Genomic DNA, 12,274 nt, shown 5'->3' with positions numbered 1-12,274 from the left:
GACGCTCACGCCGGCGCGAGGCGGCGTGTCGCCGCGCACACGCCCTCACCTCCACTGAGAGGCACTGCCGAGGGGCGGCGCCGGCGTCGCGCGCCGCGCGCCGGCGTGCGCCACGGGCCTCAGGCCACCAGGCGGAAGCTGGAGAGCGGCATGCCGTACACCCGCTGCGAGCCCTGCACGTCGAGCTCGGTGATCTTGAGATCGCGGCTCCCCACGCCGCCGCAGAAATAGTGCATCACCGACCTGGGATCGTAGGCCGTGAGGTCGATGGTCTGCGACGTGTCCTCCGCGGGGCACCTGGGCGCAGCGCCGCTCCGGATGTGCTCGTGGCGGAAGCCGATGACGTGACCCAGCTCGTGCCGGAGCACGCCGACGGGGTCGAACCCGGGCGAGAAATAGGAGGGATCGATCAGCAAGTGCCGCCTCTCGATCGGATCATTCGGGAAGAAGGCCGCCGCGATGAACTGCCCGCTGGCGTTCACGAGCTGCACCGGGAACACGACCTCCTGGGGGCGGGTCCTGCTCCCGTCGAGCTCGGCCATGTGGCGGAACGAAACGCCGCAGGTCTCCTCCCAGTCGCGCGTGGCCGCCATCATGTTGGTGCGCACCGTCGCGTACTCGCGCTCGCTCCGGAAGGTCGCCCTGAGCACGCAGTAGCTGATCACGAAGCCTGGCGGCCAGCGCAGCAGCTTGCCGTTCTGCAGGATGCCGACCAGCCCCTCTCCGCCGGGGCCGGCAGGGAGGTTCGGCGGCTCGACGTTCGCCGCGTGAGTCACATAGTCGGCGAGCTGCTCCTCTTCGAGCAAGAGGTCGCCCTCGGCGACATACATCAGCTTTCCATCGAGCTCGAACGTCCGGAGCTTCGTCTTCAGCTCCTCGACCTTGCGCTCGATGACCGGATCCGTGATGGCCATGGCGATTTCTCCTTTGCCCGGTGCGCCCGGGCGGTTGGATGGTTGTTCCTGGTCAGACCGCGTGACGCCGCGGATCACCTCCTGGAGGTGCCCGGGCAACTCAAGGAAGAGCGCGCGGCTGAGCGGGTCGGCGCCCTCGGGCACGGAGCCGCGGACGAGCGCGTCGACGAGCAGATCCTCGCGCGAGCCGAGCGTGTCTCCCCGCACGAGGTAGAGCGCTCGACCGCTGATCTCGATGCGATACCGCTCCTCGACGCGGCGGAAGGTCTCCGACCGGTCGAGCAACGCCAGCAGCTCCGGGTGAGCCTCCAGCACCGCGGGCCGCGGCTCCTCCGGCCCGATCGCTTCCATATCGACCTCTGCGCGGCCTCACGGCAGCGGCACCACGATCGCATTATTCCAGCCGCACAAAAACAATTTCGGTTCGGACGCGAGCGCGTCAACCCGTAGCTCGTAGACCGCGGGGAACATGCCGGGCAGAGCCAGATCGACCTCGAACAGGGGGCCAGCGCCGAGCGTCACCGGCTCTCCGCGGGCGCCGGACGCGACGAACCGCACCTCGCCCGGCTGATCGAGCGCGAAGAACGCGCGCAGCCCAGCGTCCTTGAGCGCCGGCCCCGGCCGGGCCGCCTGCACCCGGATCGCCTCGGCGAACGACAGGCGGCCTTCCAGGCGCGACACGGAGAGCGAGCCCAGGTGGTGTACGGCCACCTGCACGGGCTGGCCGGGCCGCGCCTCGACCCGATCGGGCCACACGAGCGAGGCGCCCCGCTGCCTCCGGCGATCGAGGAACGTCGACTCCACCGTGTCGAGCAGGATGCTCGAGAAATGACGGGTCTCCGGGGGCAGCGTGGCGGGCAGCTCGCTCCGCGCCTTCCAGACCTTCTCCCGCAGCTCCTGGTCGTGCTCGTCGAGCGGATCGTACGTCGTCGGCGCGGTGCACAGGAAGTCGAACAGCGGCTCCGTGCTCGCCGCGCGGAAGATGACGGGCGCCGACCAGCTGGGCGGATACGGCTTCTGCGCGAACATCTCCTCGCGCCCCGCCCGCACGGCGCGCTCGACGTCGCCCGGGCTCTGCTTGAGCAGGCTGAGGACGAACGCCTGCAGGAAGCGCTCGGCGTCCGCCGTCTCCAGCCGGTGGCGCATCCCGATCGCGCACTGGACGCCGGACTCCCCGTGGATCAGCGCGTGCGCCACGCTCTGGCTGCCGCGCATCCACTGCGGCATCCGCTCGCGCTGCACCTCGCCCGCGGCCGTCAGGCAGCCCGCGAGCACCACGACCGGCACGGGCCGGTTCAGGAGCTCGCTCCGGAGCTGGTCGGCGCGGATCGGGTTGGCGAAGGCGCTGCCGTCGAGCTCGAACAGGAGGACGCCGATCGGCGGGAACCCCTCGAAGCCGACCTCCTGGAGATCGCCGTGGCCGAGGTAGACGAGGAGGTTGTAGCTCGCGTTGCGCAGCTCGGCGCGGACGGCGTCGTAGGTGACCGGCCCGCCCGCGCCCGCCTCGCTGCTCAGCACCGAGACCTCCACCACGTCGGCGAGCCCGCACGCGCGCGCGATCGAGAGGACGCGATCGCGGATCGGCAGCACGGGCGGCACGCTCCCGCCGAGGTCCTTCGGGTTCGTGCGGACGAGCAGCACGCGGAACGGCCACCCCCAGCGCAGCCTCGACGGCGTCGCGGCCGGGCGGTAGCGCTTCTGCGAGTGGACGATGCCTCGCACCCAGGGGTGCAGCGCCAGGGGGTCGGCGCCGAGCTTGAGCAGCTCGAACGGGACGTCTTGCAGGAACGGGAGCACCGCCGGGTGCGGCCGGAAGACGATCCGGAAGGGCTGGGTCGCCGCGTTCACCGCCGTGCCCAGGTGGCCGCGGAGGTCGTTCTGGAGGAGCCAGGCGGTGACCTGCTCGGCCAGGGCCTCGGTCATCTGCTCCGACCCGTAGCCGCTCCGCAGCTCGTCGATCTCCGCGGGCGGGAGGCTCGGGAAGGGCCGCTCGAGCTCGTCCTCGATCGGGGCGAGGTTGGAGGCGTGGACGCACAGCCGCAGGCGCGAGACAGCGCCAGGCTCGATGTCGACCACGAACTCGGGGCTCCTCATGGCTCCGCGTCCTCGGGCAGGGACCTGTCGATCGCCTCGTCGAGGTCGGCCTGCCGCCGGGTCTCCCGCTCGATGAGGCCCTTGCCCGGGAACTCGCGCCCGAGCGACGCGTAGCGGGCCTCCAGCGCCCTCGCCGCGTCGAGCAGGCTGCGGGAGCACGAGAGATCGGCGGTCACCTGCGCTGGCGTGAGCGGCACGCCGTCCGCCGGGGTCTGCCCCGTGCCGAGCGTCGGCCACGAGGGAGAGCGCCGCGTCTCCTCGCCTTCCCTGGCGAACTGCCGGCTCAGGCGGTGCCGGAGGAACAGCACGACGGGCGTCACGAGGGGGCGCTGCGACGCGCTCATCATCGCGTCCTCCACGTCGAGCGCCGCCGCGAGCCGCGGGTAGAACGCGCTCCAGAACTCGCGGACCACGCGGGGGTGCATGGGGCCGAGCTGGGCCACGATCGAGGGACCGCCGCCGCTGTCGTGGCCGAAGCGCGCGAAGGCGTGGTACACCGTGGGCATGCCGCCGTGGCCGACGCGGGGGATCTCCGGCGGGGTGAGCGAGAGGATCGTGACGCTCGATCCCCGCAGCATGGCGGCGACCTCGAGGGCCGAGAGGGTGTCCCCCTCGTCCTCCGAGAACTCGAGGAGTCCCTCCAGGCCGAGCGGCACCACGCCGTCGGCCACCACGTGGAGCACCTCGACGCCGGCGCCGATCGCGGCGGAGAGGGCCCGGCGCGGATCGTCCTCCTCGATCCAGACGACCTCCACGCCGGGGCCGACGTCGTTCAGCGCCTCGACGAGCGCGGCGGGCGCGCCGCCGGTCGGGTCGACCACGGCGACGCGCAGCGGCTGCTCTTGCGGTAACGCGAGGGGCGGCACGACCCGGCCCGGGCTGCCGCGCACGAGCGAGAGGCAAGGCGGGCGGCGCGCGCCGAGGAAGAGGATTTCCCAGGGGAGGTCCTCGAGCTCGGGCGTCTCGGCCGACCACCAGATGCGCAGCCGCTGGGGCACGCGCGGCCGGAGCCGCAAGATCGCCCGGAGGCCGCGGGACATCGATCTGCCGATGCGGTGCCGCAGATCGAGGAGGGCGCCCTCGCCCCCGTAGAAGATGCTCAGGTACTCGGCGTAGCCGAGCCAGGTGATGGAGAGCTCCTCGTGTCCGAGGAGCGGCAGTCCCCCGATCTCCGGCGGTGGCGCGCCGGTCGACCCGGCCGCGCCCCGGTCTCCGAGCGCCAGCGAGGAGAGCGCGAGCTTCGTGTAGACCCACGCGTGGTAGCGGCACACGCGGGCTCCCGTAGCGCGCGCGGCCGTCCTCCCGGACGCGCAGAACGGGACGACGCGGACGAGGATCTCGGGATCTCTCGGGCGCTGCGCGCTCGGCTCCGTGCTCATCCGCCCGCTCCGGCGAGGTCGACCGACCGCGCGATCCGGGCGAGCGACGAGGCGCGCTGGGGAGACAGGGGCGCCGCGCCCGCGAGCAGCGGCGGCCGCGGGATCGCCGCGAAGAACTCCATCGATCGCCGCTGGACGGCGCCGAGATCGACCGACGGCGGCGCCGAGGCGACCGCGAGCTGCGCCGCGACCGGCACGAGGCGGTACGGGAAGTACGAGGGCCGATCCGGCGCCGGGCGGAGCTCACCGCTCTCGAGGAAGCGCGCGAGCGGCCCCGCCCGCCGCACGTCGGCGGCGACGTCCGGGTGCAGCTCCAGGAGCGCATGGCCGCCGAGCGCGTCCAGCCTGGCTTCCAGGAACGTCCCGGCGATCGCGCCGAGGTCGTCGAGGAACGGCGCGACCCACGCGGGCGCGCACAGCGCCCGCCAGTCCTGCTCGATGCGGTCGGCCGCGTCGGCGAGCGGCGCGACCCCGAGCCGCCGCAGCAGCGCGCCGAGCAGCGGCAGGCGGACCATCGGGGGCGGGTGGGGATCGAGCCTGTCGAGCTCCGCTTGCTGGTTCCCGGGCGCGACCACGAGGAGGAAGGACGCGAGCGCCAGCGCGAAGCCGGCGTTGCCGAGGAGGACGCCGATCGCGTCGGCGAGGATCTCCCGGGTCCAGCCGAACCAGATCTGCTGTCGATCGGACGGGATCACGCCGTCCGTGCCGAGGAGCAGCGCCTTGGTCAGCTCGCTCGAGAGCGCGAGGTCCTGATCGACGTTGTGGCCGACCTCGTGGCAGAGCATGGGCAGGAGCCAGGCGCACTCGGTATGATCGGCGGGCAGGAGCACGATCGGGATCGGCAGCCGGAGATCGCGGTAGCTCCGGAGCGAGCTGCGGAGGACGCGGAGCGGGTTCTGGCGGCTCACGGCGACCGGCCCGTAGTGCGCCTCGAGGCAGACCAGCGGCGGCTCGCGCATGTCGTCCTTCTGGATGAGCCCCCAGTTGCGCGCCCTGTTCATGCACGCCTGGTAGCAGTCGGCGGCCAGGAGATCGGCCGCGTCGAGCGGGGGGGCGAGCGCCGGCTGCGCGCGCTGCGCGAGCGTCTGGGAGAAGATGTTCCACACCCCGTGGGCGCCCGCGATCTCGATGAGGAGCCTGCCGAAGCCGTCCGCGAAATCCGCGTCGGACAGGTCCTCCCCGAGCCGGTCGAGGATCCCTCGCTGGCGCTGGACCAGCTCGTCCATGAGGATCTTCAGCGCCAGCACCTGGCTCGCGTGGATCCCGAAGCCGCGCGCGTTCGCCGCGGCGTCCGCCTCGAACCGCTCGACGTCGCGCGGGAGCACGTCGATCCGGCGCTGGAGCTCGGCGGTCGCCCTGGCACGCAGAGTGGACACGACCCCCTCCTCTCCCGCTCTGCATAACGGCGCCCGCCCCGATGTAAAGCCGGCGCTGTCCTCCTCGCGAGCTCGCGCGAGCCTGACAGCGCCGCGGCGTGGATGAGGGCGCTCGAGGCGGCCGGCGCTCGCTCGGGCAGGCCGAAGAGGCCCGCGAAGAGGCTCGGCCCCGAGTAGGCGATCAGGAACCCGACCGCGACGCCGCCCCAGAAGTCCTCGATCGCGAGGATGGGCTGCGCGTCCCGCTTCCGCGCGAGCAGGACGGCCGCCATCGCGACCAGCACGAGCGACACGGCCAGGCTGAGGACCGCCTCCGCGTCGAGCCGCGCGACGCCGCCGCGCGCGGCGAACCAGCCCGCGACGCCGCCGGCGAGGGCGCCGCAGATCACGCTCGCCAGCGACGCGCTCACCTTGAGGACGTGCTCGATGGTGTCGAGGTTGGTCGCGCCGTCGATCTCGTACTCGACCTCGATGAGCAGCCGGTACGAGGCCGTGCGGAACCACAGCGTGCGCCGCGATCGCACGGAGAAGCTGCGCGCCGTCGAGTTCCCGGCCTGGAGCACCGCGGGAGGATCCGGGGCGCGCAGCGACGCGATGGCTCTGCGGAAGGCGCTGGCGTCGTCGCCGGAGCTCCCCTCGGCCGCCGCGCTCTGCGACGCGCAGGCCGCGCGCCGCGCGCCCGCCGCCGGACCGGAGGGCAGCTCGATCGCCGCGGAGGCCGCCTCGCCGCCCGCGCCGCGCAGGTCCCGCGCGATCGACGGCGCTCCCGGCGCCGCGCCGCCGCCCGGGAGGCGCCGCCCGAGCAGCCGCCGGACGAGGCGGCGCAGGCGGCGGCCGGGGGAGGCGCCGCCCGGCGCGAGCGCCCGCGAGGCGCCGTCGATCCGGGCGAGCCGGTCCTCGAGCTGCCGGACCTGCTGCTCGGTCCATCGCCGGTCGACGTCGATGAGCTCGGCGGGGAACGTCGTGCTCACCCGGCGCAGCGAGAGCGGCGCCTCGAACGGGTTCTGCACCGTGATGAAGAGGGAGAAGACGTGTCCTGCGACAAGCCCATCCGTCGATGTCGACACCGACGTCCGGATGGCGCCCCTGAACGGCTTCGCTGGCTCCGGTCCTGCCATGCTCCGTTGGATGAGCGCACCCCGCGCTGCGTCCCGCGCGCCACGCTTTGCGGCGCGGCGGGGCGGCCTGGCACCGCGGGGAGCGGCCTAGCGCGGCGGGGCGCGGCGGCCTGGCACCGCGGGGAGCGGCGGGGCGCGGCGGCCTGGCACCGCGGGGAGCGGCCGCAGGCGTGGCCCGCCCGCGAGGGGCCCGCGGGGCGGTCAGCAGGAGGGACCGCCCCGCGGGCGTGCGCCGGTCAGCCGAGCCGCCGATCGACCGACCACGCGCCGCTCCCGCGCACCACGATCGCCGCCGCGATGGCGATGGCGAGCGCGTGGTACTCCCACCCCTCCCCCGCCTGGTTCCCGAGCCAGTTCATGAAGAACCCGTTCTGGAGGTGGGTCGTCGCCGCGACCAGCAGGAGCGCGCCGAGCCCGGCCGCCGCGAGCCGCCCGAAGGCGCCGGCGAGCAGCGCGAGCGGCGCGAGGAGCTCCGTCACGATCGCGAGGGTCGCGAGCGGGCCGGGGATCCCGATCGACACCATCCAGCCGTGGGTGCCGGCGTAACCGAAGCCGCCGAACCAGCCGAGCAGGTGCTGCGCCCCGTGCGGGAACATCACTGCCGCGAGCACGACGCGGAGCCCGAGCGCCACGCTGTCGTCCTCGGTCCGCGCGATCCGCGCGACCATCGCGGCGGCCGCGCCCGCCCTCTCCCGCTGCCGCTGCCCGGAGGCGATCGCCATCGCGCTCATCGCTGCACCTCCACCGCCGCCGCCGAGGGCCGCTCGAGCGCGAGCCCGGCGTCGCGCCACGCCGCCTTGCCGCCCGCGAACACCCGGACCGCGCCGTAGCCGAGCGCGGCGAGCCGCGCCGCGGCCGCGTGGGAGTTCCGGCACGTCGGCCCCGAGCAATAAACGACGATCGCCGTCTCCCGGCTCGGCGCGAGCCGCGCGATGTTCCGCTCGAGCCCGTCCAGCGGCAGGTTCACCGCCCCCGGCAGGTGCCCCGCCTCGTAATACGCCGCCGGCAGCACCTCCGCGACGACGAGGCCGTCACCCCGGCCGATCCGCTCTGACAGCTCCTCCAACCCGATCTCGTTCGACATGAGCCCTCCTTGGCTGACGGCCCGAGCCGCTCGGCGCCGTCGACGAGGGGAATCTGCGCGCTCCCGCGTCCGTCATCCAACGAATGATCCTGATGAGGTATCATCACGAACGTGAATCTCGCGACCGTGAACCTGAACCTCCTCGTCGCGCTCGACGCCCTCCTCGCGGAGCGCCACGTCACGCGCGCCGCCGCGCGGGTCGGGGTCACGCAGAGCGCGATGAGCAACGCCCTCCGCCAGCTCCGGGCGCTCTTCGACGATCCGCTCTTCGTCCGCGGCCCGCGCGGGGTGACGCCGACCCCGCGCGCGCTCTCGCTCGCCGAGCCGGTGCGCCGCGGCCTCGCCACGCTCTCCGAGGCGTTCGCCGAGCCGAGGTTCGACCCGGCGTCCGCCGAGCGCACGGTCGTCCTCGCCGCGAGCGACTACGTCGAGCTGGTCCTCCTGCCGCCGCTCCTCGCCCGCATCGCGCGCGAGGCGCCGGGCGTCCGCCTCGAGGTCCGGCCGTGGGGGCTGCACGAGGTCCCGGACGCCCTCGCGCGCGGGGAGCTCGACCTCGTCCTCGGCTACTTCGATCGCTTGCCGCCGCGGCACCGCCGCGAGCGCCTCTTCGAGGAGCGGTTCGTCTGCCTCGCGCGCCGCGGCCACCCGAGGATCCGCGCCCGGCTCACGCTGAAGGCCTGGGTCGAGACCCCGCACGTCGTCGTCTCGGAGCGGGACGACGGCCCCACGAGCGTCGATCGCGCCCTCGCCGCCCGCGGCCTGCGCCGGACCATCGGCGTGCGCGTCTCGCACTTCCTCCTCGTGCCCTCGCTCGTCGCGAAGACCGACCTCGTGGCGGCGGTCAGCCGCCGGGTCGCCGAGCCCTTCGCTGCCCCGTTCGGCCTGCGCATCTTCCCGCCGCCGATCGAGCTGCCCGCGGGGCGCGTCGGGATGGTCTGGCACGAGCGGCTCGACGCCGATCCGGGGCACGCGTGGCTCCGCGGCGTCATCTCGGACGTCGCGGCGCACGTGTGATGACGGCGCGCCCTCGTCGCATCACGCGCGGAGCACGGCGCTGCCCCACGTGAGCCCGCCGCCGAGCGCGCACAGCAGCACGTGCTGCCCGGGCTGGATCCGGCCGTCGCGGAGCGCCTCGTCGAGCGCCATGGCGACCGAGCCGGCGCTCGCGCCCGCCGGGCTGCCCCCGTCGAACGCGCCGAGGACGCGCTGCCTCGGGCACCCGAGGCGCTCGGCGAGGAGCGCGGTGATCTGGGCGTCCGCGTGGTGCGGGATCACCCAGTCGAGATCGGCGGGCGCGAGCCCTGCTGTCACGAGCGCCGCGAGGGCCTGCGTGGCGAGGCGCTCCTCCGCCGCCTGCCGCAGCTCGATCTGGTTCACGCGCAGGTAGTGCCGCCGGTCGGCGAGCCGCTCCTGGGTGAGCGGCTCCGCGGAGCCGCCGCCAGGCACCTGGAGGACGTCGGCCTTCCTCCCGTCGGCGCGGAGGCTGACGCTCAGGATCCCGCGCCCCTCGTCGCCGGCGGGCCCGACGACGACCGCGCCGGCGCCGTCGCCGAAGAGCGCGGCCGACGCGCGGTCGCGCGGATCCAGGCGATGGGAGAGCAGGTCTGCGCCGATCACGAGGACGTGCTTCATGGTCCCCGCCGTGACGAACTGGTTGGCCACCGAGAGCCCGTAAAGGAAGCCCGTGAGCGAGGCGGAGAGGTCGAACGACGGGATGAGCTCTGCGCCGAGCTTCTGCTGCACGTACACGGCGGTCGCGGGCATCGGCGCGTCGCCGCTCGAGGTGGCGAGGATGATCATCTCGAGGTCGCGCGGCCCGATGCCGGCCGCGTCGAGGGCCGCCCTGCCCGCGCGCGCCGCCAGATCGCTCGTCGTCTCGCGGGGCGCGGCGCGGCGCCGCTCGTTGCCCGCGCTCGCGTCGCCCGGGACGCCGTCCGCCGGCGGCGCTTCGGAGGAGGCCGCGCTCTCCGGGGCGGCGGGCAGGGAGCGGCCTGTGCCGAGGATGCGCGCGCGAGGATTTCTGGCGTCGGACGTCATTGGGAGCGCAGCCTACATCATGGGCTGCGCGTTGAGACGGCCGATCGCGCGCGGCGGGTCGGTCCACGGAATGCTTGAGTCGGGAACGCGCTCCGGTACATAAAGCGCCGCGATGGCTACGAGCTCCGAAGACAAAGACCGCCCCGACGAGGACGCGCCTTCCGAAGAGGCCGGCGCGAAGGACACCAGCACGGAGGAGGACGGCGGGAGCCGGGCCGCTTCCTCTGCAGAAGCCGCGGCGCCCGCGAGGGCTTCGCGGCCTGCGAAGCAGGCGGGCGCCGCCCGGCGCCCCGCGGGCAAGAAGCCCGGCGCGCGGCCTCGCGCGGCCGCCCAGCCGCAAGGCGGGTCGCTCGGCAAGAGCATGATCTTGTTCCTCATCATCATTGGCGGCCTCGCCGCGGCGTTCGCCTACTTCGGGCGTGAGCCCGCGGCCGGCACCGCCGGCCCCAAGTGGAAGACCGGGGACAAGGCCCAGGTCGAGGTCACCCTCGTGTCCTCGGACATCAAGGATCTCGCCTGCTGGTCGGCCGACGAGGTCAACGGACGGCATTGCGCGTTCGAGTCCCCCAGCAAGGGGTGGTCGAAGGGCGATGCGGACGACAAGAAGCTGCTCCGCCCATACACCACCACCGATCGCGTCCAGTTCCTCGCGGCCGGTCTCTGGAGCGAGCCCGCCCTCACTGGCAAGCTCCCGTCCGCGCGGTTCGCGCTGAAGTGCACCTACACCGTCGAAGGCCGGATGAAGAGGCCGGGCATCCGCTGGTCCAGCGAGGGCGCATGGCTCGACAGGACCGATGACTGGTACACGGGGCTCCTGTCGGACTGCAAGCTCATCACACCCTGATGTCGCAGGCGCGCCGCGACGCCGCGGCCATCGAGGGATACGTCATCGCGCCGAGGACGCGCCGCACCGCTGCGACGGACGCGACGGGCGCGACAGCGCGATGGCGCGCGCAGCGCGATGGCGGACGCTGCGGCATGACGCGGCAGCACGCGCTGCGTCGTGAGCCATGGCCCTCGTAGGAACGTGATCCTCCGTGGTAGTGTTATTCTTGGTTTGGAGGTGCTCATGCCCTGTCATCGGGTGATCGCGTTGGCGTCGCTGGCTGCATTGTTCGCCGTTGCTGGATGTGAAGCTGACCCGGGCACCGTCAACCTTCTGCCGAACTACATCACCGTATCGAGCTCCTCCTCCGGCGGCGGTGCGGGCGGGGACGTCGGGACGACCACCAGCGTCAGCGTCACGACGACCAGCGCCGGGGGCGAGGGAGGCGCGGGCGGCGTGGCGTGCACGTGCGAGGAGGGGCTCTCGTGCTGTGGCCCGACCTGCGTGAACCTGGCCAACGATCCGCACAACTGCGGCATGTGCGGCACCACCTGTGCAGCGGAGCAGGCGTGCATCCAGGGCGAGTGCAAGGATCCCTGCGCTCCCGAGTTCGGGTGCGAAGAGGGCATCTGCTGCGGCGAGGCGTGCTGCACCGACGGCACGCTCTGCTGCGACTACGGCACCAGCGCCGACACGCCGAGCCTGAGCTGCCAGCTGCCGGTGAACGGCACCTGCCCGGTGGCCTGCAGCGGCTGCGAGAACTGACGGCTGAAGGGCATCGATAGCGGAGCGGCGGCGCGCGGCGCGCCCGGACTGACCGGGAGCACCGCGCGTCGGCGCATTGGGCGCGGCGCGCTTTCCAGAGCGCCGCGCGGCTCATCGCGCACCGCGCGGCTCATCGCGCGCCCGCACACGCCGCGCGGGGCCGCCTCGTCCGCGCGCGCGGCTCACGCCTTCTGGAAGGTCTTGCCCGGGTACTTCCGCTCGAAGTGCCCGACGATGCCGTGGCCGATCGCCGCGATGGTCAGCCCCGCGATGGTCATCTTGATGGCCGGCCCGACCACGGGGACGAAGCCGACAGCCCGGGTGGCGAGGAATTTGAGGCCTTGCCCGAGGATCGCGAAGCTCCCGCCGGCGGCGGTCGTCACCACGGATCCCACGCTCTCGCCGTAGATCTCGCCGACCATCGACATCATGTGGGTCTCGATCGCGACGAGCCCGGCCGAGGTGGAGATCGGGAGCGGAAGGGCGGCGAAAGCGGCCCCGCCGATGGCGTAGCGGTGAACCCAGCGGAGAGCTTCATCCCTGCACGTCGTCATCCTTCGAGGTTGCCGCAAGTCGCGCCGTCCGTCCATCGAGCATCGCGCCGGCGGCGCGGCCGCGGCAATCAGCCTGGGCGCACCCGCGTCTTCTGTGCGCTGCCTTCCCGCGCGTCGGGAACCGCGC

At 73.5% G+C, this 12,274-nt stretch carries 11 protein-coding genes; 3 read left to right on the top strand and 8 right to left on the bottom strand.

Going from position 1 to position 12,274, the window contains the following annotated elements; translation table 11 throughout:
- Window positions 1-119: 119 nt before the first annotated feature.
- The 6 genes from WME85_RS15725 to WME85_RS15700 form a co-directional block, all read right to left on the bottom strand.
- Window positions 120-1,265 carry a hypothetical protein gene (locus tag WME85_RS15725; RefSeq protein ID WP_437839086.1) on the bottom strand — a complete coding sequence of 382 codons (1,146 nt, stop codon included), beginning with the start codon at window positions 1,263-1,265 and terminating at the stop codon, window positions 120-122.
- An 18-nt stretch (window positions 1,266-1,283) separates the two neighbouring features.
- Window positions 1,284-3,008, bottom strand: a complete 1,725-nt coding sequence (locus tag WME85_RS15720; protein WP_437839084.1) for a CHAT domain-containing protein — start codon at window positions 3,006-3,008, stop codon at window positions 1,284-1,286.
- Entirely contained in the window at window positions 3,005-4,387 is a 1,383-nt protein-coding gene (locus tag WME85_RS15715; RefSeq protein WP_437839082.1) for a hypothetical protein, read from the bottom strand. Before WME85_RS15715 ends, WME85_RS15720 begins: the two co-directional genes overlap by 4 nt.
- Complete coding sequence (locus WME85_RS15710) at window positions 4,384-5,763, bottom strand: hypothetical protein (protein WP_437839080.1); 1,380 nt, start codon at window positions 5,761-5,763, stop codon at window positions 4,384-4,386. Before WME85_RS15710 ends, WME85_RS15715 begins: the two co-directional genes overlap by 4 nt.
- 1,354 nt (window positions 5,764-7,117) lie before the next feature.
- Window positions 7,118-7,549, bottom strand: coding sequence for a DoxX family protein (locus WME85_RS15705; protein ID WP_437842307.1), 432 nt, complete (start codon window positions 7,547-7,549; stop codon window positions 7,118-7,120).
- A gap of 59 nt (window positions 7,550-7,608) precedes the next feature.
- Window positions 7,609-7,965, bottom strand: coding sequence for a rhodanese-like domain-containing protein (locus WME85_RS15700; RefSeq protein WP_437839078.1), 357 nt, complete (start codon window positions 7,963-7,965; stop codon window positions 7,609-7,611).
- A gap of 111 nt (window positions 7,966-8,076) precedes the next feature.
- On the opposite strand from WME85_RS15700, the gene WME85_RS15695 reads away from it, so the two are divergent.
- A complete protein-coding gene (locus tag WME85_RS15695) occupies window positions 8,077-8,979 on the top strand; it encodes a LysR family transcriptional regulator (RefSeq protein ID WP_437666436.1) in 903 nt (300 codons plus the stop codon).
- Between the two features lie 21 nt (window positions 8,980-9,000).
- On the opposite strand, the gene WME85_RS15690 is transcribed toward WME85_RS15695, so the two are convergent.
- On the bottom strand, window positions 9,001-10,002 hold the full coding sequence (locus tag WME85_RS15690; protein ID WP_437839076.1) for a beta-ketoacyl-ACP synthase 3: 1,002 nt from the start codon (window positions 10,000-10,002) through the stop codon (window positions 9,001-9,003).
- 112 nt (window positions 10,003-10,114) lie between these two features.
- Here WME85_RS15690 and WME85_RS15685 point away from each other — a divergent pair, with 112 nt between their 5' ends.
- Window positions 10,115-10,846 carry a hypothetical protein gene (locus tag WME85_RS15685; protein WP_437839074.1) on the top strand — a complete coding sequence of 244 codons (732 nt, stop codon included), beginning with the start codon at window positions 10,115-10,117 and terminating at the stop codon, window positions 10,844-10,846.
- 225 nt (window positions 10,847-11,071) lie between these two features.
- A complete protein-coding gene (locus WME85_RS15680; protein WP_437839072.1) occupies window positions 11,072-11,593 on the top strand; it encodes a hypothetical protein in 522 nt (173 codons plus the stop codon).
- Window positions 11,594-11,775: 182 nt separating this feature from the next.
- Here WME85_RS15680 and WME85_RS15675 read toward each other — a convergent pair whose 3' ends face one another.
- Complete coding sequence (locus WME85_RS15675; protein WP_437839071.1) at window positions 11,776-12,147, bottom strand: hypothetical protein; 372 nt, start codon at window positions 12,145-12,147, stop codon at window positions 11,776-11,778.
- Between the last annotated feature and the right edge of the window lie 127 nt (window positions 12,148-12,274).

Source organism: Sorangium sp. So ce1153 (genome assembly GCF_051521595.1).
Taxonomy (GTDB): domain Bacteria; phylum Myxococcota_A; class Polyangia; order Polyangiales; family Polyangiaceae; genus Sorangium.
Note: the sequence above shows the minus strand (reverse complement) of the source record. Positions and strands in the feature narration are given on the sequence as shown.